General features: G+C 63.2%; 15 protein-coding genes and 1 tRNA gene. 5 read left to right on the forward strand and 11 right to left on the reverse strand.

The window, feature by feature from the left end:
* Window positions 1–184: 184 nt before the first annotated feature.
* Complete coding sequence (locus C8264_RS18545; RefSeq protein WP_108462481.1) at window positions 185–574, reverse strand: Hpt domain-containing protein; 390 nt, start codon at window positions 572–574, stop codon at window positions 185–187.
* A gap of 359 nt (window positions 575–933) precedes the next feature.
* Between C8264_RS18545 and C8264_RS18550 the strand changes: the two genes are divergently transcribed.
* Window positions 934–6,960 carry an apolipoprotein A-IV repeat region-like domain-containing protein gene (locus tag C8264_RS18550; protein ID WP_108462482.1) on the forward strand — a complete coding sequence of 2,009 codons (6,027 nt, stop codon included), beginning with the start codon at window positions 934–936 and terminating at the stop codon, window positions 6,958–6,960.
* 50 nt (window positions 6,961–7,010) lie between these two features.
* Here C8264_RS18550 and C8264_RS18555 read toward each other — a convergent pair whose 3' ends face one another.
* Window positions 7,011–8,192: an MFS transporter gene (locus C8264_RS18555; protein WP_108462483.1), complete on the reverse strand. Its 1,182-nt coding sequence runs from the start codon at window positions 8,190–8,192 to the stop codon at window positions 7,011–7,013.
* On the opposite strand from C8264_RS18555, the gene C8264_RS22290 reads away from it, so the two are divergent.
* Entirely contained in the window at window positions 8,191–8,328 is a 138-nt protein-coding gene (locus C8264_RS22290) for a hypothetical protein (RefSeq protein ID WP_162783761.1), read from the forward strand. The genes C8264_RS18555 and C8264_RS22290 overlap by 2 nt on opposite strands.
* Here the strand turns inward: C8264_RS22290 and C8264_RS18560 are convergent.
* The 3 genes from C8264_RS18560 to acs all read right to left on the reverse strand — a co-directional run bounded on the left by C8264_RS18560 (window position 8,325) and on the right by acs (window position 12,822).
* Entirely contained in the window at window positions 8,325–9,125 is an 801-nt protein-coding gene (locus tag C8264_RS18560) for a UDP-2,3-diacylglucosamine diphosphatase (protein WP_108462484.1), read from the reverse strand. The genes C8264_RS22290 and C8264_RS18560 overlap by 4 nt on opposite strands.
* A gap of 115 nt (window positions 9,126–9,240) precedes the next feature.
* Window positions 9,241–10,332 carry a glycoside hydrolase family 3 protein gene (locus C8264_RS18565; protein WP_108462485.1) on the reverse strand — a complete coding sequence of 364 codons (1,092 nt, stop codon included), beginning with the start codon at window positions 10,330–10,332 and terminating at the stop codon, window positions 9,241–9,243.
* Between the two features lie 546 nt (window positions 10,333–10,878).
* Entirely contained in the window at window positions 10,879–12,822 is a 1,944-nt protein-coding gene (gene acs, locus C8264_RS18570; protein WP_108462486.1) for an acetate--CoA ligase, read from the reverse strand.
* Window positions 12,823–13,001: 179 nt separating this feature from the next.
* Here acs and C8264_RS18575 point away from each other — a divergent pair, with 179 nt between their 5' ends.
* Window positions 13,002–13,616: a GNAT family N-acetyltransferase gene (locus tag C8264_RS18575; protein ID WP_108462487.1), complete on the forward strand. Its 615-nt coding sequence runs from the start codon at window positions 13,002–13,004 to the stop codon at window positions 13,614–13,616.
* A gap of 4 nt (window positions 13,617–13,620) precedes the next feature.
* Here C8264_RS18575 and C8264_RS18580 read toward each other — a convergent pair whose 3' ends face one another.
* The 4 genes from C8264_RS18580 to C8264_RS18595 all read right to left on the reverse strand — a co-directional run bounded on the left by C8264_RS18580 (window position 13,621) and on the right by C8264_RS18595 (window position 17,232).
* Window positions 13,621–14,946, reverse strand: a complete 1,326-nt coding sequence (locus C8264_RS18580) for an MATE family efflux transporter (RefSeq protein WP_108462488.1) — start codon at window positions 14,944–14,946, stop codon at window positions 13,621–13,623.
* Entirely contained in the window at window positions 14,943–16,121 is a 1,179-nt protein-coding gene (locus C8264_RS18585) for a lipid II:glycine glycyltransferase FemX (protein WP_108462489.1), read from the reverse strand. Before C8264_RS18585 ends, C8264_RS18580 begins: the two co-directional genes overlap by 4 nt.
* Window positions 16,122–16,232: 111 nt before the next feature.
* The gene (locus tag C8264_RS18590) at window positions 16,233–16,925 is read right to left on the reverse strand and encodes a YjbE family putative metal transport protein (RefSeq protein WP_108462490.1); all 693 of its coding nucleotides are present in this window, start codon (window positions 16,923–16,925) and stop codon (window positions 16,233–16,235) included.
* Between the two features lie 231 nt (window positions 16,926–17,156).
* Window positions 17,157–17,232, reverse strand: a tRNA-Lys gene (locus tag C8264_RS18595).
* 548 nt (window positions 17,233–17,780) lie between these two features.
* Here C8264_RS18595 and C8264_RS18600 point away from each other — a divergent pair.
* Window positions 17,781–18,572, forward strand: a complete 792-nt coding sequence (locus tag C8264_RS18600) for a mechanosensitive ion channel family protein (RefSeq protein WP_108462491.1) — start codon at window positions 17,781–17,783, stop codon at window positions 18,570–18,572.
* Window positions 18,573–18,579: 7 nt separating this feature from the next.
* Here the strand turns inward: C8264_RS18600 and C8264_RS18605 are convergent, their stop codons facing one another.
* Window positions 18,580–18,783: a hypothetical protein gene (locus C8264_RS18605; RefSeq protein WP_108462492.1), complete on the reverse strand. Its 204-nt coding sequence runs from the start codon at window positions 18,781–18,783 to the stop codon at window positions 18,580–18,582.
* A gap of 285 nt (window positions 18,784–19,068) precedes the next feature.
* Here C8264_RS18605 and C8264_RS18610 point away from each other — a divergent pair, with 285 nt between their 5' ends.
* Window positions 19,069–20,178, forward strand: coding sequence for a pyridoxal phosphate-dependent aminotransferase (locus C8264_RS18610; protein ID WP_108462493.1), 1,110 nt, complete (start codon window positions 19,069–19,071; stop codon window positions 20,176–20,178).
* Here C8264_RS18610 and C8264_RS18615 read toward each other — a convergent pair.
* Window positions 20,166–21,113: an endonuclease/exonuclease/phosphatase family protein gene (locus tag C8264_RS18615; protein ID WP_162783762.1), complete on the reverse strand. Its 948-nt coding sequence runs from the start codon at window positions 21,111–21,113 to the stop codon at window positions 20,166–20,168. The two genes, C8264_RS18610 and C8264_RS18615, sit on opposite strands and share 13 nt — an antisense overlap.
* Window positions 21,114–21,175: the final 62 nt, after the last annotated feature.

Here is a 21,175-nt window from a genome sequence, read left to right on the forward strand (position 1 = left end):
TTTGAGGCGCTATATAGTGAATGATGGGTTGAGGGTCAAACAGGGGGGATGAGTAGGCAGGATGGAAACAGAGGTTCCCGCTTTCGCGGGAATGACGCTGTGGGTGTGGAGTAATTGCCGTTATGCCTGAAATCTCCACCGGCTCATTCCCGAGAAAGCGGGAACCTCTGTTTACTCCAAACCGCTATTTCGGCTCCTTACTCAACATCCCCACAATAAACCCACTCGCCTCCTCAACCGCGACCCCGATATCCGCAATGGTCTCCGGCGTAACCACCCCAGCCTCCAGCAACTCGACCTCTGCCGCTTTAGCCACTTCGGCGATCGTCCAGGCACCCACACCACTGGCAGCGCCCTTGAGCGAGTGCAGGTTCAGCCGCACCTCATCATCCGTCCCCGCAGCCGACAGCCGCGCGAAATAGGTTTTGATCGTAGTGTCGAACAGGCGCAGCACTTCGTATTCCAGGTGCTCGTCGCCCAGGCATTGCTTTGCCAGGTGCACCAGATCGATGGGGCGCATGGTGCGATTGTTTGGAACTGGCCCGATGGCCTGGGCAGCTGAACTCTGGGCCATGCTGGCAACTCCTTTACGCCTTGAGCGGAGCCTTGCGATACCCGGCCCGACTATGCACCCTAGTGGGGGCCGGTGAACAGGCGATTAAGCCACATCTTTGCCACGGCTTTACCGTTTGGATGGCGGCGCCTTCATCCCCAGAAAATTAACCTATGGGTAAGAAAGCGTTCGGTTTGGTTCAAATTGAATGTATTAATGGGCTTTGAACCAGCGCGCGGCGGCGTAGGTGAGGATACGATCCGGGGCATTTGTCTCGAATTGTCTCTATTTGACGGTCCAACCGGCAACGGGTGGGCTGTCATGTTTACTCCTATCATCCGCCCTGTCGCTGCTAAGCCGACGCGAGAGTTGTAAAGAGTATGGCGAAGAACCCGACCCCAAGTAATGATCCGGCAGCGCTGGCCTTTTCAGCGGTGGAAGATGCGCTCAAGGATTCGGTGTTCAATCTCGATAGTCCGACGCCAGCCAAGCCGGCTGACAAGAAGCCGGAACCGGTACGCTCCGAGCGTTTGCGCGCCGCCGACAAGATCGCCCAGCAGGCCGGCACCGTCGCCAATGACGACCGCTTCCCCACCTCCAAGATTCTTTATGGGCTGCATAACACCTCTTCGGCCGCTCCGACCTGGATTGCGGCCGGCCTGTCTGTGGTGTGGCTGGCTGTCTCGGGCATCGGCGCCTATCTGCGCTATGGCTCGGAGCTGAGCAATTTCGGCCAGTTCGCCGGCACCATCGATTTCGTCGGCCTGCTCGCCATCATGTTCCTGCCGGTGTTCGGCTTCTTTGCCGTGGCAAGCCTGTTCCGCCGCGCGCAGGACCTGCGCAATGCTGCCTCCTCCATCACCCAGGCCGCCATTCGCCTGGCTGAACCCGAAGTCACCGCTGCCGACAAGGTTGCGTCGGTCGGTCAGGCCGTGCGCCGCGAAGTCAATGCGCTGGGCGACGGCCTCGAACGCGCCCTCTCCCGCGCGGGCGAACTCGAAGTGATGATCCATAACGAGGTCACTGCCCTCGAACGCACCTATTCGGACAATGAATCACGCATGCGCGCGCTGATCGCCGAACTCGCCAACCAGCGCGAAAGCGTGCTGACCAACACCGAGCGCGTGCGCGAAGCGATCACCGAGAGCCACACCGGGCTGGTGTTCGACCTCGACATGATCAGCCAGCGCATTTCCGGCACCATCGTGGAAAGCGGCGGGAACCTGACCCGCGCGCTTGAAACTGCCGGCAATACGCTGACCAATTCGTTCGGCGAGCGCACCGACAGCTTCGTGAACCTGGTGGAAAACCGTACCACCGACTTCGTTTCCGCGCTGGATGACAGCACCAGCCGCCTGTCGCTGAGCTTCGACGACAAGACAGCCGCTCTCACCGATGCGCTCGATAGCCGCGCCGGCAATCTCAACGAGGGCGTGGAGCGCCGCATTTCCGCCCTGACCGACGCCCTGGACAACCACGCCGCATCCATCGCCGCCGCGATGGATGAGCGGACGCGCCTGATCGACGAACGCACCGGCACCATCACCGGCAGCTTCGAAGAGCGCACGGCCAATTTGGCCGGCCTGTTGGAAGGAACCAGCGGCAAGATCGCCGATACCCTCGATACCACCACCGACCGCTTCACAACGGCCATGGACGAGCGCACCTCGCGCCTCGAAGGCCTGCTCGAGGGCACCAGCGGCAAGATCGCCGACACGCTGGACTTCACGACCGGTCGCTTCGCTTCAACCCTGGACGAACGGACATCCCGGCTCGAGGGGCTGCTGGAAGGCAGCAGCAGCAGGATTGCCGATACGCTGGACCAGTCCACTGGCCTGCTGGCCTCCACGCTCGATGAGCGCACCAGCGCACTGACGGGCCTGCTGGGGCAGACCTCCGGCCGGATCTCCGAGGCACTCGACGAAACGACTGGCCGCCTTTCCCTTGCACTGGACGAACGTACGGCCGCGATCTCGGGTCTGTTGACCGACGGCAGTGCGTCCCTGCTCGAACAATTGCGCGAGCGCGGCCAGGAAGTGACCGGCGGGCTGGACATGATCGGCCACCGCATCGCCGAGGACATTACCGCTCGCTCGCACGAAGCCGAAGTGCTGCTGAGCGCCCTGGGTCGCCAACTGGACGAATCCGTTTCCATCCAGCTCAACGCCATGGACAGCCGCCTGCAATCGGCCGTCATCGAGATCAACGGCGCGCTGGACGATACCTCCGAGCGCGCCCGCGTCACGCTGGCCTCGGCCGGACAGGATTCCCTGAGCCAGTTCGATGCGCGCCTGACTGAAATCGCCGCAATCCTCGACACCCGCCTCAACACGCTGGATGGGGTAATCGGCGACAAGGGCGAGAGCCTGATCGCTCGGCTGGAGCAGCAGGGCACCAGCTTTGCCGCCCGCGCCAATGTGCTGGAAATGGCGCTCAACGAAGAATCCGGCCGCTTCAACGACGTCGTGGCCGAACGCACCCGCGAAATGGGCGAAGTACTGGGCGCCCGCACCAGCGCCATCACCGAAACTCTGGTGAACCGCAGCCGCGAAATCGCCGACTCGCTGGAAGGCCATGCCGACATCATTGCCGAAGCGCTCGACGGCCGCACCAAGGCTATCGAAGACATCCTCGCCAACCGCACGGGCGAGTTGACGGCGACGATCGAGTCCCACGCCCAGGTGCTGGACGAAACCCTCTCCGGCCGCAGCCGCGACTTCAGCGAAGCCATTCGCGTGCGCAGCCAGGAACTGGGTGAAACCCTTTCCACCAGCACCAGCGCGTTCGATCTGGCGATTGCCGGCCGCACGCAGCGCCTGGCCGATACGCTGGGCGAAAAAACCACTGCCCTGTCGCTGGAACTGGATAGCCGCACTGGAACACTGGCCAGCGCGCTCGAAGAGCGTGCCGAGGCCCTGGCGACCCAGATCGCCGAGCGCACTGGCGAGTTGGCCGACCGGCTCAACGAAGGCACCACGCGCTTCAGCAGCGAAATCCAGACGCAAGGCGCGGCGCTGTTCGACGGTCTCGATAGTCGCTCCGGCACCATTGCCGCAGCGCTCGATGATCGCACGGGCGCCCTGCTCCGCAATATCGATACGCGCACCGTTCAGTTGACCGAAGGGCTGGACAGCCGCACCGGCAGCTTCATCGAGAGCATCGACGAGCGCACCTTGGCACTGGGCGACAGCCTTGATGCACGCACCGGCGCACTGGTCGAGCAGATCGATACGCGGACTGCCAATCTCACCGACAGCATCGCGGAACGCACCGGCGCGCTTTCAGCCGAGATCGCCGAACGGACCGGCACCTTCACCAGCGATCTGGATAGCCGCGCCGCCGAACTGCGGGCAGCCCTCGATGGAGGCACCCAGGACCTCGCCATGGCCGTGGGCACCCGCACTCAGCAGCTCTCCGAAGCACTCAACATGCGCACCCAGGCCCTGGGCGACACGCTGGCGACGCACACCACTTCGATTGGGGAAACCATTGGCCTGCGCACCGCCGAACTGGCCGATACGTTGGCCAGCCAGGGCGACGAAGCCCGCCGCAAGATCGAAGACTCCATGCGTGCGGCTGGCGACGAAATGGGCGATCGCGTCAACACCATGACGAACCTGATCTCGGGTCGCGTGACCGAACTCAACACCAGCCTGGGCAGTGGCCTCGATAGCGCTATCGCGCGCATCAACGATGCCGAACACGGCATGACCACCCGCATCGAGACGGCCAGCGCGACGGTGGGCGAAAGCGCCCGCCAGGCCGCCGACCTCATCGAGCACGGCGTCGACTCCGCCCGCAAGGCCATCACCGACATGGTGGACAGCCGCCTGGGCACCCTGCCCGAGGCGATCACGGCGCGTGCCGATATCACCGCCGAGCGCCTCGCCGCACTCAATGCCTCGATCAATACTTCGATCACCCAGTCCATGGCCGATCTCGAAGCCGGCGCCGACCGGATCGAGGAAACCATTGCCACCCGCATCACCGCCGCCACGCACAATATCGCCAGCGACATCACCAACACCGCCGACCGCATGGACAGCGCAGTGCGCACCGCACTGGAGCAGATCCGCGTTGCGGCCGGCGATATCGATCAGCTGCTGACGGTCAAGGCCGTGGACGCGGTGGACACCATCGAAACGCGCCTCACCGACATCAACCGTTCCGTCGAAGAGCATACCAGCGCCTTTGCCGCCCTGGTCAGCGAGCGTTCGGACCAGTTGCAGGGCGCCCTCTCCAGCCACGGCAATCTGCTGCGCGATGCCCTGGGCGAAAATGCCCGCGAAGCCGAAGCCATCATGGCAGTTTCGACCTCGCGCATTCTCACCGACGTCACGGCAGCACTCGGCAAGCTCAACGACAGCAATTTGCTGCTGCAGCGCGTGCTGGATGCCTCGACGGCCAACCTGGCCAACCTGGAAACCTCGGTTGCCCAGCAGACCTCGACCTATTCCAACACCATTCGCGACGCGATCGGCCAGACCGAACAGGCCGGCACGATGGTCAGCCAGCACGTTACCGCGCTGCAGGCCACCATCCGCGGCATGGTCGAGGAGTTCTCCAGCGTGCTTGGCCGCCTCGACAGCGAAGCCGAAACCATGAACCAGGCCTCGCGGGCACTCACCGTCAGTGGCGACAATGCCATGGAAGTGCTCGAAGAACGCCGCGGCGCCATGGATGCGCTGGCCCAGAGCTTTGCCAACCGCGCGGACGACATCGATGGCCGGATGCGCATGTTCGCGCAGTCCATTGCCGATACGGTCAACGATACGGAACGCCGCCTGATCGGCGCCCGCCGCGCCATGGAAGAGGCTCTGAACGCCACCACCGGCAATGTTGCCGAAACGCTGGCCCTGACCACGTCGACCATCCGCGAAGAGCTGGGCACCGCCACAGGCGAAATCAACGACACCCTGCGCGCGACCTCCGACAATGTCAGCAACGCACTTTACGCGACCAATGAGCGCTTCACCTCGACGCTCAACAACAATGTCGCACAGGTGGACAATGTGGTGCAGCGCGCCGCCGAGGCGGCTGCCAATGCCCTCAACCAGACCGCGTCTTCGGTGCGCATGGCGCTGTCCGACCAGACCGCCCAGGTCAACGAAGTGCTGGAAGACAACGCCAACCGCGTCAGCGACGTCTTGACCTCCACGGCCTCCAGCGTCACCGACGTGCTCAATACCACCACCAGCACCCTGGCCGAAACGCTGAACGATTCGTCCTCCTCGGTGCGCGGTGCCATTGCCTCCAACACCGGCCAGTTGCGCAACGCGATCGACCAGAGCACCGGCAGCGTGCGCCAGGCCATGGACGAAACCACCAACGTCGTGCGGCAGGTTCTCGACGAGACCACCGGCACCTTCCGCCAGCGCCTGGACGAAACTTCCGAGCACTTCCACCAGACCATCGACGGCACGGGCGACCGCCTGCGCCAGGTCATGGACGAGGCCACCGGCGATGTGTCCTCGCGCCTGGGCGAGTTCCGCGATACCGCTGGCGCCGAAGGCCGCCGTGCCAATGCTGCCCTGCAGCAGGCACAGCAGCAGATGGTCAGCGAAATGCAGCGCGCCATCGAGAAAGCGACGCAACGCTTCAACGAAACCGCCCGCGCCATGCGCGAGACCGCAAAGGAAGTGGGCGGCGAACTCGAAGCCACCCGCGCCGAACTGGCACGCGGCGTAAACGAGCTGCCCGAGGAAACCCGCGCCAGCGCCGCCGCGATGCGCCGGGTCGTCGCCGAGCAGATCGAAGCCCTCAGCGAGCTCAACGCCATCGTGCGCAGCCAGCCGGCAACGCTCGACATCAATGAGCGCCGCCCTGCCCCACGTCAGGAGCAGCCCGGCTACCAGCCACGCCAGCCGCTTGTCGATCCGATCCGCACCGCCGAGCGCCCGGCCCAGCCACCGCGTCAGCCGGTGTTCCAGGGACCAGCACCGCAGCCTGCCCGCGCCGCAGAGCCGCAGCCCATCATCGAGGCCGCTGCACCGCAGCAGCCCGAGGCTGGCGGCTGGCTGCGCGACGTGTTGCGCAACGCCACGGCCAAGCAGCAGAGCTCGCAGCCGCAGCCAGGTCTTTCGGGCCTGACCGAGGAGATCGCCCGCTCGATCGACGACACGGCCCTTGCCGATGCCTGGGCCCGCTACCAGTCGGGCGAATCCAACGTCTTCTCGCGCCGCATCTACACGCTGTCCGGCCAGGGCACCTATGACGATGTCCGCAAGAAGCTGCAGCGCGATCCCGAATTCGCGCGCACGGCACAGGCCTACATGAGCGAGTTCGAGCAGCTGCTCAAGCGCGCCGCCGCCGGGTCCCGCCCCGCGCAGGAAACCCGCGAATACCTGCTCAGCGACCAGGGCAAGGTCTATACCACCCTCGCCCACGCCAGCGGACGACTGAGCTAGAATTCAGCCAGAAATGAAAACGGCCCCGGGAAACCGGGGCCGTTTTGTTTTCAGCCCGCGTCCTTGGGCGGCCGGATCTTCAGCGACACCAGCACGCAGACGACACCCAAAGCCGCCACGATGGTGGGCGCGAAGAATGCGTAGCTGCCGAAATGCACCACCAGCCAGCCGAACAGGGCCAGCGCCAGGACGGAGGCGCCCTGCTGCAGCGTATTGGCAAAGCCCTGCGCTTCGGCGGCGTTGGATTCATCGGTCCAATTGGCGATGAAATGCACGACGCCGAAATAGCCCACGCCGAAGGTGATGGCATGCAGCGTTTGCACGGCAAAAAGCAGTTCCACGGACGGATTGAACGCCATGACGGCGAAGCGCACCACCGAGGCGATGCAGGCCGCCAGGATCATGTTGCGGGCCGTGATGCGCTTGCCGAACCGGCGCCAGGCAAACATCATGACCGCCTCCGCCGCGGCAGAAATGGCCAGCAGCGGGCCGAGATAATAGCCGGGAACCCCGTTCTCGAGCCAAAGCAGCGCAGCAAAGCCGCCAATCAATGCGTGGCTCGAATTGACCAGCGCGAACGCCACCAGCGGCAGCACGAACCAGAGTTTGAGGCTGTCGCGCAATTTGGTAGGTGGAGCGGCCTCGGCCAGGGTCACGGCATGCGCCGGGGCGCGAAAGCGTGGGAGCAGCAGGCCAAGGCCGGCCCGCATCAGGCACATCAGCAAGAACAGCGGCACGAAAGCTGCCGAGCCCCAGACCGTGATCAACAGGCCAAATCCGCCTGCCCCGATCACATAGCCCACCGTGCCCCAGGCGCGCACCGCCCCGAAATCGGTGCCGTTGCGGCGCGTCATGCGCACAGTCGCGGCGTCGATGATGGGCGGGATGGTGCCGCCGGTCATGGTGCACAACGCCCAGATCAGCATGATGCCCCAGAACTCGTTGACGAAGAACAGCCCGATCGGGACAGCCGCCCCGATCAGGGCAATGATGATGATGACGCTGCGCCAGTCATTGGCACGGTCCGCCACCCGCCCGACCACCACGTTGAGCACCAGCAGGCACAGCATCGGCACCGAATTGATGATGCCGATCTGATCGGCCGGCATGCCATGATCGCTAAGCCAGATGCCCAGAAACACCGAACTGATGGCGCCAGGCAGGTAGACAGTGGAATGAAAGAGCGACGCGCGCAGTTCGGGCGAACCGAAACGCGAAAGAGCCGATGCCATGGAAAAACGAACTCCGGGCAAACCAGCGCCCGAAAATGTTGGTGACTCCAATATCGGGTTAAGGCAAGCCGCAATCTGCGTCGATCAGGTCGCCCTCGCCGGCTTTTCGGCGGTCACCGCGACAAAGCGCGCCTAACTCGCCGCCGCGCGACGTAGGCGGAACTTGCGTGGTTCGCCCACGATCATTTCGGTCCACTTGATGAGTTCGAACCCGCCTTCCGGCGTTTCCACGATTGCCGTGCAGGATTCAACCCAGTCGCCGGTGTTGATGTAGTGGATGCCCAGCCGGTCATGCATATCAGCGAAGTGGATGTGCCCGCAAATGACGCCATCGACGCCCGACTGCTTGGCTTCATGCACCAGCGCTTCCTCGAAGCGGCCGATCACCGACACGGCGTTCTTCACCTTCTGCTTGGCCCAGGCGCTGAGCGACCAATATTGCAGGCCAAGGCGCCGTCGCACCCAGTTGATGGCGATGTTGACGCGCAACGCGGCGTTATAGGCCCAGTCGCCCACATGGGCGAGCCATTTGGCGTTCATCACCACCACGTCGAACTGGTCGCCATGAATCACGAGATAGGTCTTGCCCGTGGCCGTGGTGTGCACAGTCCGGTCTACAAACTCGATCTCGCCGAAATAGGTACCCAGATATTCGCGCAGGAACTCGTCGTGATTGCCGGGCAGGTAGACGATCCTGGTGCCGGCATTCGCCTTGTCGAGCAGGATCTGCACCAGCACATTGTATTCAGCGGGCCAGTGCCAGGATTTGGCAAGCCGCCATCCATCGACGATGTCACCAACGAGATAGATGGTTTCGGCATCATGCGCGCGCAGGAACTCGGTGAGCTGACCGACCCGTATCGGCTTCATGCCCAGATGCACATCCGAGATGAACATGGCACGGACCTGTCTGACTTCGCGGTCTTCCGCCATACGGCAACGACTCCTGCTTCGTGGGCGCACTTTATCTGGGCTTATCCCGCGAGGGAACTGCCACAGCCCGGAAGATAAGGGAAGTGTTGCGACGCTGCGATAGTGGCGCAGGCAGCTAGCGAATCCGCGTCTTGAGCGCCACGATGCGTTCGTAGCTCTGCTCGATCCGCTTGGCGAAAGCCGGATCGGCGGCAGCTTCGGCCACCAGAATATCCAGGATTTCCCGCCCCAGGCTGGCGCGGTACTTGGCCGTATTGGAAAACAGCAGCACGTCCGAGCCGGCGCGGACGGCTTGCGTCACGGTCTGCTCCAGCGTGAAATGGTCGCGGATGGCGCCCATTTCCAGATCGTCCGTGATCACCACGCCGTTGTAGCCGAGTTCGTCCCGCAGCACGCCCGTGATCCATTGCGGCGAGAGCGATGATGGTGTCTGCGCATTCGCATCGGAATAGTCGGCATGGTAGAGATGGCCAACCATGACCATGTCGACATCGTCCGCTGCGATCAGGGCGCGGTACGGATCAAGCTCAGTCTCCTGCCAGGTCTCGGTGATGTCGACAAAACCCTCGTGGCTGTCCGCCGTGGATGAGCCGTGGCCGGGGAAATGCTTGAGAGCGGTCAGGATGCCGGCAGCGCGATGGGCCTTGATGAAGGCCTCGTCATAGGCTGCCACAATCGCTGGGTCGGCGCTGAACGAGCGTCCGTATTTGGCGATGATCGCGTTATTACCGTTGAGATTGACATCGGCTACGGGACCGAAATTGACGCTGAACCCCAACTCGGCAATACCCGATGCCATGGCGGCGTAAACCGCTTCCGCCTTTTCGGGAGAATTCTTGGCCGCAATGCTGGCCGCATTGGGGATTTCGGTGAAGCCCACTTCCTTGGTCAACCGCTCGACCGACCCGCCTTCCTGATCCACCGTGATGAAGGGCGGCAATTCGGGCGACGCTTCGCGGAACCCCGCATTCATCGCGGCAACGGCAGGCAGGCTTTTGACATTGGTCTTGAGCAGCATCACCCCGCCGATTTGCCCGGCGGCGATATCGGCGCGCAGGGCCTCCACCGAGGCGTCGTCGGCATCGTCGCCCTGGAACCCGACAACGATCATCTGCCCCGCCATCTGCTCGAGCGTGGCCGCATGGACCACGGGAACGGCCAGTGCCAGCATCGGCAAGGCAAGGGCGAGGCGAAGGAGCGAGGTCACGGCAAAGTCCGGGCGGAGGGAATCGTTGGGCGAGGTTGACCCTAAAAAGCAGGTGAAACAATGGCGGGTGTCGCGACAAGCGCGGTATTTCCGCCGCGTCACTCCGCCCCTACCACCGCGTTACTCCCGCCCCACCACCGCGTCATTTTTGCCCACCATCGGGCCATTTCCCGCCCCACCACCGCGTCATTTCCACCCCTATCACCGCGTCATTCCCGCGAAAGCGGGAACCTCACTTCTGGAATGAAACGGAAGATTCCCGCTTTCGCGGGAATGACGCGGTGGAAAGCGCACAGTAAACACACCCTTCCAAGGAAGTGATTACTGTCGCCGCTTGCCAGCGGCGCAATGCCGTCAAAAACGCCGTTCTGCCCTCGGGCCTGACCCGAGGGCCATTCCGAGAGCCCTTGCCGGAGCGGTGTGCTTGCGGAACGCGGCCCTCAGGTCAAGCCCGAGGGCAACACCGTGAGCAGGATAGGGCAGCACGGTGAAACGGTGCCATGCCATATGCCATAGCCCGCAACCGGGAATGTAAAAACAATCCCCCTACCGGTTCTGCCGGTTCTCGATCAGGTCGTTGACCACAGCCGGATCAGCCAGCGTGGATGTATCCCCCAACGAGCCGAAGTCGTTCTCGGCGACCTTGCGCAGGATGCGGCGCATGATTTTTCCGGAGCGGGTCTTGGGCAGGCCGGGCGCCCACTGGATGTGGTCGGGCGTGGCAATCGGGCCGATTTCCCGGCGCACCCAGTTGCGCAGCTCGGTCTTGAGCGCGTCGTCGCTGGTTTCCCCCGCCATCAGGGTGACATAGCAATAAATGCCCTGCCCCTTCAGATCATGGGGGTAACCGACAACAGCGGCTTCCGACACCTTCGGATGGGCCACCAGGGCGCTTTCGACTTCGGCTGTGCCCAGGCGGTGCCCGGAAACATTGAGCACGTCATCGACGCGGCCCGTGATCCAGTAATAGCCGTCCTCGTCGCGCCGGCAGCCATCGCCGGTGAAGTAGTATCCCTTGTACTGGGCGAAATAGGTGTCGATGAACCGCTGGTGATCGCCATAGACCGAGCGCATCTGGCCCGGCCAGCTATCGGCGATGGCCAGCACGCCCTCTGCCTTGGTCTGCTCCTGCAGCTTGCCTTCCGGCGACAGCACGACCGGCTGGACCCCGAAGAACGGCTTGGTCGCCGAGCCGGGCTTGGTCGCGATAGCGCCGGGGAATGGCGCGATCATGTGGCCGCCGGTTTCGGTCTGCCACCAGGCGTCGACGATTTCGCAGCGGCCCTTGCCGATATGCTCGTGGTACCAGCGCCAGGCTTCCGGATTGATCGGCTCGCCCACCGTGCCAAGGAGGCGCAGGCTGGGCATGTCGTATTTGTCGGCAAATTCGGAACCGGCCCCCATCAGCGCGCGGATGGCCGTGGGCGCGGTGTGGAAAATGTTGACCTTGTGCTTTTCCACCACCTGCCAGAAGCGGCTGGCATCGGGATAGCTCGGCACGCCCTCGAACATCAGCGTCGTCGCGCCATTGGCCAGCGGCCCATAGACGATATAGGTGTGCCCGGTGACCCAGCCCACATCGGCCGTGCACCAGAACACTTCGCCGTCCCGATAATCGAAGCTGAGTTCATGGGTGATCGCGCCCCACAGCAGATAGCCGCCAGTGGTGTGCAGCACGCCCTTGGGCTTTCCGGTGGAGCCGGAGGTATAGAGGATGAAAAGCGGGTCTTCCGCGCTCATCGGCTCGGGCGGGCAATCGGCATCCACGCTCGCTGCGGCATCGTCATGCCAGACGTCCCGGCCCTCGACCATGTTGACTGGATTGCCGGTGACCTTGACCACGATGACCCTGTCCACGCCATCGATCTTGGCGAGCGCATCATCGACGTTTTTCTTGAGCGCGATGGTCTTGCCGCCGCGACGGCCTTCATCGGCCGTGAGAATGATCCGGGAGCCGCAGTCGGTGACGCGGCCGGCGATCGAATCGGGAGAGAAGCCGCCAAAGATCACCGAGTGCACGGCGCCGATGCGGCTGCAGGCCAGCATGGCGACAGCGGTGTCGATAACCATGGGCATGTAGATGGTGACGCGGTCGCCCTTCTTGACGCCATTGGCCTTGAGCACATTGGCGAAGCGGCAGACGCGCTCGTGCAGTTCGCGATAGGTGACCTTGCCATCGGTGCCAGGGATATCGCCTTCCCAGATGATGGCGGTCTGGTCGCCGCGCGTTTCCAGATGCCGGTCGATGCAGTTGTAGGAGACGTTCAGGACGCCGTCTTCGAACCACTTTATCGAGACGTCTGGATAGGCGAAGCTGGTGTTCTTGATCACCGTTGGAAACTTCATCCAGTCCAGACGCTTGGCCTCCTCGGCCCAGAATCCATCCGGATCGCTGAGCGAGCGCGCATACATCTCGTCGTACTGTGCCGCGGTTACATGGGTGCGTGCGACTGCAGCCGCACTTGGCTGGAATACGAGCTGCTCGCTCATAGATTTCCTCCCTTATCTCTCCCAACCTTCGTTCTAGTGACCACACGCGCGCCGGGCAAGCCCAATGCAGCCCAACTCACTGCAAGTCTCTGGCTAGACGATATTAACTGCCGCAGCTGAGTCCGCTTCGGGCGTTGGACGCGGGGTGGTAACGTGTCTCCCCAGGATTGGAGACCGTCATGACCGATGCCGCGATCGAATCGTCCGACGCCAAGGCACCAGCCCAGGCGAAAAGCGCGACCATGCGCGGCGCCAGCTATGCCGAGATCGCCCTCGTGCATGGGCGGCTGCAGGAGGCGATCGCCACCTCCCCGTTCTATAGCGAGGAGTTCAAGGCCTATGAGAGCGGCCGGCTGACGCCCGACTATCTGGCCAGCCTCATCGACGCGGACCCTTTCCACGTCATGTTGCACCTGCGCGACGGCAAGGTTGGGGGCTTCATGATCTCGGGCCCCGAATTGGGCACGCTATGGCTCTACTGGTCCTATGTATTCCCCGAATACCGCCGCTCGACGCTGGGCGTGCAGGGCATGCGCACCTTCCTCAAGCATTGGGACAATGGCCGCTTCCACAAGGTTGCAACCTATACCAAGCACGGCAATGAAGCGGCGGCGGCCATCATGCTCCGGCTGGGCTTCGCGCATACGGCAACGCTGGAACAGCACATCTTCGGCGAAGACTACCTGCTCTTCGAGCACAAGCTCGCCAAGGCCGAACCCGGCTATGACCGGGGCATCAAGGGCGGGTTCAGGCACAGATTGCTGCGCAGGCTGAAGCTGGCGATTAGACGGTAAACCCCTACTCCGCCGGCACCGGCACCGCACGGCGGTTGCGGAACCAGGCCATGATGGAAACGTCCATCTTGGCGGTGCGCAGCGCGATCCACCACAGCCCGACCGACCACATGGTGATGGCAATCAGCGCCGCAAAGGCCGCCCCCATGAGCCCGAAGGGCGGCACCAGCAGCCAGTTGAACACCAGGAGCGTGCCCAGCCCCATGGCCACCGACGGCAGGCTGGCATTGGGCCGGTCATGGATGGACAGCACCAGCGATGCCGGCCCCATCACCGAGCGGACGACGAGCCCGAGGCACAACACCGCCAGCGGCGCAGCGCCCGCCGAAAAGGCCGGGCCAAACAGCGTCAGCGCAAACGGCCCGGCGATGGCCATGATGCCGAACAGCGCCACCGCGATCCCGCTTGCCACCAGATTGGCCTCGCCGATCTTGCGCTTGAAGGCGGCCCGGTCGGCATTGGCTTCGCTCTCGAACATATCGGGCACGGTGACCGCATAGACCGCCGCGACGCCGAACGAGACCAGCGAAAAAATGCGCGTGCACACCCCGAAGATCGCCAGATCCTCGCGGCTGAGCGTGTGGCTGAGCAGCAGCAGGTCGATGTCGAAGAAAAAATCCGTCGCCAGCGATATCATCACCCACGGCAAGGCGAAGCGCCACCAGCGGCGCGCTTCGAGCGGACGAACCGCCACATTATCGGGAATGGCCTTGATGGAATTGACGGCAATGGCGAAATGCACAAGCGCCACGACGATATAGCCCAGCCCGATCGCCCACAGCATGAAGGAAAACCCCTCGACCGGCGCGAAAAACACCAGCCCCGCGAGGAAGGCCGCCGAGAACACCATGGGCCGAAAGATGGTATCAGCGAAAAAGCCCGCCATCGGGCGCTTGAGCCCGATCAGCACGGCGCCATTGACATAGATCACCGCCGTTGCGAAGGCGAGCAGCACCAGCGGCACGAAATGATGCGCCAGCACGCTGTCGCCCTGCCCGATCAGCCCCAGCAGCGGCAGGCCCAGCACCATCAGCGCCACCAGCGCCGCGACCACGTGACCATAGCTGCGCATCAGGAAGACGGTGAACTGCTTGCGCTCGCCCCGCGCGCGATATTCAGCGGCGAAATAGGTCCCCACCGTATGAAAACCCAGCGGCATCATCACGGAAACCAGGTTCACCGTGGCGATGACGATCAGATATTCGCCCAGCAGTTCCGCCCCCCACAGGCGGGCGATGAAGGCCTGGACCAGGAAAATGAGCCCCGCGCCCACCAGGCGTGCCGCGAAGATGATGGTTGATTGCGAAGCCAGGCGCCGCTGCAGGCTCATTCGCTGGCCTCGCCGGAAGTACGCGCTTGCGTCGGCCGCGCCTTGGGATTGCGCCACCCATCGACGATGCGGCGCAGATGATAGACCCCGTCGCGCGCGGCAAAGGCACCCGCCCCTGCCAGATAGGCCCAGGGCTTGCTGGCATAATTGGCAACCGGCGGCACCGGCTGGATCACGCCCGCATCGCCGACCATGCCCTTCTTGAACTGGTGCAGCCCCTGGAAACCGTCGGTGCCGCCCAGATCGTACCAGCTGGCACTGGTGTGGTCGCGCAGCCAGCGGATAATGTGCCAATGCAGGAAATAGCCGGCGCGCAGTGGCAGCGCCTTGTCGTTGGTGGCGCCATAAAGATAGACGGCGCGGTCGCCCGCCTTGAAGATCAGGGCACCCGCGACCAGTTCGCCATCGTGCCGGACGAAGAACAGCTCGGGCCGCAGGCCGTCGTCCAGCGCCATCAGCGTCTCCACGGTTTCGTAGGCCGAGTGGTCGGGGAACTGCTTGCGATCGGTCATGGCGGCATAGAGCGTTTCAAATTCGCCCAGCCGCTCCGGCTCGGCATGCTCAAAGCTCAGCCCGGCCTTTTCGGATTTGTTGAGGTGGTAGCGCCATTTCTGGTGGAAGCTCTTGCGCTGGGCGGCGTCGTCCAGCCGCAGCGCCACGATATAGCGATTGGGGAACATCAGCTCGGAGCCGCGCCTGAAGCCGCGCGCCACCAGGCGCTGATAGGCGCCGTTGACCGGCGTGGTCGATGCGCGGGGCAGCACGGACAGCATCTGTCCCCGCTTGTCGGCATATTCGGCGATCAGCGCCTCGATCATGCCGGCATGGATCATGTCCGCGTCGGCCCGTCCGGCAAACCGCAGCATCGGACCCCATTTGGAAACCGCGATGGTTCCGAGGCCAAGCGGCAGGCGCTGCACCATCATCAGCGAACCGCCAACGATCTCTCCGTTGGCAAGAAACAGCATCGGCTCCTGCACGACGCTGGGCCAGCGGCTGATGGCAAAGGCATGCAGCTGTTCCTGGCAGACTTCGTCGAAGTCGGCGATGGTAGCGTCCCATTCGGCGCCGCTGACGATCCTGGTTTCCAGCACCGGAGCGGAAATCGCATCGGAGCGGGGCGCCTGGCGCGCTTCTGGCCCATCCTGGACCAGTCTATCGGCGATCACGGACATCGAAGAAACCTTCCGCTCAAGTAATTCGAGCGGAAGGTAGCGAGTGGAGGTGATCAAATCCCTATTCCGATGCGGCAAATGCCGCAAAGTTCAGGGCGTGGTTAGCAAAGCTTAATGCGCTGTCGCAGGAGCGTGAGGCGAATACAGCAGCGGGATTTCCGGGATGGTGACGAATGCACCAAGTCCTTCCAGGGCCATGCGAATGGCTACAAACAGGATGATGACCAAGCCGACCCAGGCAATCCAGCGATGCTTGTGCAGCAGGCCGGCGATGAAGGTGGCGGCAACGCCCATCATCACGACCGACAGTGCCAGACCGATGATCAGGGCTTCGAAGTGGTGCGCAGCAGCACCAGCCACAGCCAGCACGTTGTCCAGCGACATCGACACGTCGGCAATGATGATCTGGATGACGGCCTGGCGCAGCGTCTTGCGCGGTGCCTTGCCGGCAACGGTGCCATCGGCGTTGGTGTCGGCGTTCTCGAGCGCTTCCTGCGCTTCGTGCTCATCGCCCTGGGAGACGGTGAGTTCGCGATACATCTTCCAGCAGACATAAAGCAGCAGCACGCCACCGGCGATCAGCAGGCCACCGCCGAGCGCGAGCAATTGCGTGGTGATGAGGGCAAAAAAGATGCGCAGGAGCGTCGCGGCAATGATGCCGATCAGGATGGCCTTGCGGCGCACGTCGTCTGCGAGGCCCGCAGCGGCCAGGCCGATCACGACGGCATTGTCGCCGGCGAGCACGAGGTCGATCAGGATGACCTGTACCAGCGAGCTCAGAAAACTCGGGTCGATGCCGAACATGGAAATTCCTTGTTGGAGGGCAGAAAGGGTGTGTCAGCGCTATAGCGCCATGCTTCCCAACTGCAAAGCAGAACTGCGCCGCCTAGACTAAAATCCAACAAGATTCGGGTGATGCGGGCCCTGTCGACAGATTGATGACAGCTTGAGGCCTGGGCTGCCGGACCGCATTACGCAGGACACGGATGCCCGGCGCCATGCCGAGCACAATCCACAAAAAAGGGAGAGGGACTTTGGTGGGCGAGCACGGATTCGAACCGTGGACCCGACGATTAAGAGTCGTCTGCTCTACCAGCTGAGCTACTCGCCCCTACTGGAGCTTCCAAAGTGGCGCCTCTCTATCAAAGGGATTTTGCCATGTCCAGCGCTTGATGACACTTTCCTCACATCACCTGTTTGTAAGTCCACCAAACCCGCAGTGCTCCCTCATACGGCAGCAATTGCGGCTGGCGGCCACGCTGCCAAACCGGCACCATTCATAGCCGCCCTACTGCATGGGAGTGTTCACTTTGGCCGCATGGCACAGATTTATCCTACTCACCGTGTTGCCCTCGGGCCTGACCCGAGGGCCATTTTCCGCAGACACACCGCTCCAGCAATGGCTCTCGGAATGGCCCTCGGGTCAAACCCGAGGGCAACACGGCGTTTTTGACGACATCGCGCCAATGGCAAGCGTTCGATTCCAATTCATCCACCGCGTCATTCCCGCGAAAGCGGGAACCCCACTTTGACCTGGCCACAAACGAAACTCCCACCTTCGTGAAACCGACCCCCTGTGATCAGAGTAAACACTGAATCTACGGCAACTATATACCGGACGCCGGCTTTATCCCGCAGCACAACGAGCAGGAAGACAGCATGAACAACACAGCCTTTTTCGGCATCTCTACGGCTTGGGTCATCGCCAATGTATGGTCGTTCCTGGTCGCGCTGGCGGTTCTGGCGGCGGGCTGGTTCCTGGCGGGTATGGTGTCGAGCTATGTGTACAACCTGCTCCGGCAGCGGCTCAAGCGCGACGCAACAGTGGGCCCGCTGGTCAGCCAGGTCGTGCGTTACGCGATCCTGTTCGTTACCTTTGTCATCGTGCTCGGCCAGTTCGGTGTCGAAACGGCATCCATCCTGACAGTGCTGGGCGCTGCGGGAATCGCCATTGCGCTGGCCCTGCAGGGCACCCTGTCCAATATTGCGGCGGGTATCCTGCTGATCTTCCTCCGTCCCTTCAACGTGGGCGACTACATCGACGCCGATGGCATCGTGGGAACGGTGGTGGAGGTTGGGCTGTTCGGCACGCAATTGCGGACCTATGACGGCGTCTTCGTCTTTGCGCCCAATTCCAAGCTCTCCAACGCCAAGATCACCAATTACAGCCGGGAAGCGTCCCGCGTTGTGGAACTCAAGTTCAACGTGCCGCGCAGCGCCGATATCGCTCAGGTTCGCGGTGAGGTGCAGCAGGGATTGGTGGGAGATTATGTGGCGCCCGCAAGCCGGCCGGAAGTCCTGGTGGATACACTGACCGACACTTCGGTGACCTTGGCGGTGCGGGTGCCGGTGCGCAGCAGCGACTGGAACATGGCGCGGGCGGATTTGCAGGAAAAGCTCAAGATCGTGATCGACCGCGCCGGCGGATTTGCTCCGCCAGCACAGGCTTGATGGTCGTTTAACGCACGGCTGAACGGGCTCTGAACTCCGCGAAATTCAGCACATTGCCCTGGTCTGGTTCTTCTTCAGGCTGGAAATCGTCCATCAGCGTCACGGTGCGCTCGATGATATAACGCAGCTGGCGAGAGCGGTTGTCTTCCCCCTGAATAATTGCCGCGGCGCGCTGCAGATGGTCCCGGGCAAGTAGATAGGTTGGCAGCATAGGCTTGGCTCCTTGTAGTCGAAGTGGGGAGCGACGATTCGGTCGACGCATGGGCCAGAGTGGGCGGGTATGCCTTCGCGAACCTTGCCAGCTTGCCGGCAATTTTAGTCAAATGCCGCGCATGTATGTTGGCCCAAAATCTCGCAGGAGGACTGAGGTTTGCCGCGTTTGGCAAATTTTCAAGCCTGTGCAGAAGAGCGGGAAACCTCTTTGATCGCTCCCCGACGCTCTGGCTTGCTGCAACGGCGACGCCCTAAGATGGTTTAACCATTGCGAGTCGTACCCGTGCCCCGTCCAAGCCTTGCCCCCATTGCTGCCGCCCTGCCCGAAACCACGCCATTCGTTGGGCCCGAAGCCATCGAGCGGCGGGAAGGCGTGCCGACACGTGCCCGCATCGGCGCCAACGAAAACCCGTTTGGCCCCGCCCCGTCGGTGCTTGCGGCCATGCAGCAGGCGGCGGCCGAGAGCTGGCACTATGGCGACCCCGAGAATCACGACCTGCGGGCAGCCATTGCCGCCCATCTCGGCATCCCCGCCGAAAACGTCATGCCCGGGGAAGGCGTCGATGCCATCCTTGGCATGGCGGTTCGCCTCTATGCAGCGCCCGGGACAACGGTGGTGACCTCGCTCGGCGGCTATCCGACCTTCAATTACCACATCGCCGGCCATGGGGCGGTGATGCACACCGTGCCCTATCGCGACATGCGGGAGGACATCGAGGCGCTCGCCGCCGCGGCCCGGAACACCAGTGCCGCCATGGTTTATGTCGCCAATCCCGACAACCCCATGGGCAGTTGGTGGGACGCCGCTTCCATCGAACGGTTCATTGCCGCGGTGCCGGAAACGACCATGATTATCCTGGACGAGGCCTATGGCGAATTCGCGCCGGAGGGGACGTTGCCGCCAATCGAGGTGGAGCGCCCGCACCTCCTGCGCATGCGCACCTTCTCCAAGGCTCATGGGCTGGCTGGCGCCCGGGTGGGCTATGTGATCGGGGAGCGGGAGAGCATTTCCGCCTTCAACCGCATCCGCAACCATTTCGGCATCAACAATATCGCCCAGGCCGGTGCCATTGCCGCCTTGGCCGATACCGAGCACCTCAGGACTTCGCTGCTGGCTGTGCGGCAATCCCTCGAGGACACCGCCGCCATAGCCCGCCGGCACGGTCTTTCGCCGCTGCCAACTGCCACCAATTTCGTCGCCATCGATTGCGGGCGGGATGCCGCCTATGCGCAGGCGATTCTCGCCGGTCTCGCGGCGCACGGCGTCTTCGTCCGCAAGCCGGCTGCGGAAGGGCTGAACCACTGCATCCGCGTCAGCGCCGGAACGGCCACCGATCGGAAACTGCTCGACAGCGCCTTGGGACAGGTGCTCGCAAAACTTCAGTCGGCGTAAAGACCGACCGTCGCCAGCAGGCCCCGATGATTGGAGCCCAGCGGGTCATCCATGGCTTCGATGGCTTCGATACGCGCCCCGCCCCGCGTGAACATATTATCGATCGGCACGCCCAGTGCGCCAAAACGGATCGGCCAGGTCGCTGGATAGTAAGGCGGCGGCACAAGCTGCGTATCGGCCGCAAAACGCGCGACCAGGTCCGACCAGGCCGCCGCGTTAAAGTCCCCGGCCAGAATGAGCGGCCCTTCTATGGTGTTGAGCGCGCGACGAATGTGCTGAACCTCGATCCAGGCGCTTTCATCGAAATACGGCTTGCTCAAATGAGTGCCGACGACGGTTACCTCCTGGCCATCGATGCTGGTTGTGGCGATCACCAGTCGCAGGCGTTCGAACGGCTGCAGCGCCACCACCCGGACATCGGTCAGCGGGGTGCGTGAAAACACCATGGTGTCGCAATTGTCCCCGGCCTGGTCGCAGCCGGCCCGATACGGGAACGCACTCGCCAGCCGCTCAAGCTGGGGGAGCATCGCCCTCGATTCCATGATGAACACAATATCGGCCGCCGACTCGATCATGAAGTCGGCGATGTCACCGCCGCGCTGATTGTAGGCCAGCACGTTGAAGCTCAGAACCCGCGCCGTGGCGACGGGATCACGGGCGTCGAAGGCCGCTCGCGCCTCCTGCTGCCGATAGACCACCAGCGCGCCCTGCCCCAGGCTTGCGCCCACCAGCACCAGCATCAACAGTCCCCGCCAGCGCGCCCGACTGGCAAAGAGCAGGACGACCAACCCGAGCAGGAGCGCCGCGATGTGAAAGCGCAGGCTCTGCAGCAGGTCCTGGCCGGGCACCAATTGCGGGCCGTCGATAGCGACCAGCGCCGCTATTCCGACCAATGCCAGCCCGGATAGAAGGCCGCGAAGTTCTGCTGATTTCACCGCTGGCCCTGCCCCGTTCCCGCGCTAGACTGATGGAACAAAGCTGGGCCAAGCGCAAGCGG

The sequence above is a fragment of the Devosia naphthalenivorans genome, from assembly GCF_003056355.1.
In the GTDB taxonomy this organism is placed as follows: Bacteria; Pseudomonadota; Alphaproteobacteria; order Rhizobiales; family Devosiaceae; genus Devosia; species Devosia naphthalenivorans.

Bases quoted from the DNA above. Each gene is read 5' to 3' on its own strand.
- C8264_RS18545 (WP_108462481.1), bottom strand. From the start codon at position 574: ATGGCCCAGAGTTCAGCTGCCCAGGCCATCGGGCCAGTTCCAAACAAT.
- C8264_RS18550 (WP_108462482.1), top strand. From the start codon at position 934: ATGGCGAAGAACCCGACCCCAAGTAATGATCCGGCAGCGCTGGCCTTT.
- C8264_RS22290 (WP_162783761.1), top strand. From the start codon at position 8,191: ATGGAAAAACGAACTCCGGGCAAACCAGCGCCCGAAAATGTTGGTGAC.
- C8264_RS18555 (WP_108462483.1), bottom strand. From the start codon at position 8,192: ATGGCATCGGCTCTTTCGCGTTTCGGTTCGCCCGAACTGCGCGCGTCG.
- C8264_RS18560 (WP_108462484.1), bottom strand. From the start codon at position 9,125: ATGGCGGAAGACCGCGAAGTCAGACAGGTCCGTGCCATGTTCATCTCG.
- acs (WP_108462486.1), bottom strand. From the start codon at position 12,822: ATGAGCGAGCAGCTCGTATTCCAGCCAAGTGCGGCTGCAGTCGCACGC.
- C8264_RS18575 (WP_108462487.1), top strand. From the start codon at position 13,002: ATGACCGATGCCGCGATCGAATCGTCCGACGCCAAGGCACCAGCCCAG.
- C8264_RS18580 (WP_108462488.1), bottom strand. From the start codon at position 14,946: ATGAGCCTGCAGCGGCGCCTGGCTTCGCAATCAACCATCATCTTCGCG.
- C8264_RS18585 (WP_108462489.1), bottom strand. From the start codon at position 16,121: ATGTCCGTGATCGCCGATAGACTGGTCCAGGATGGGCCAGAAGCGCGC.
- C8264_RS18590 (WP_108462490.1), bottom strand. From the start codon at position 16,925: ATGTTCGGCATCGACCCGAGTTTTCTGAGCTCGCTGGTACAGGTCATC.
- C8264_RS18600 (WP_108462491.1), top strand. From the start codon at position 17,781: ATGAACAACACAGCCTTTTTCGGCATCTCTACGGCTTGGGTCATCGCC.
- C8264_RS18605 (WP_108462492.1), bottom strand. From the start codon at position 18,783: ATGCTGCCAACCTATCTACTTGCCCGGGACCATCTGCAGCGCGCCGCG.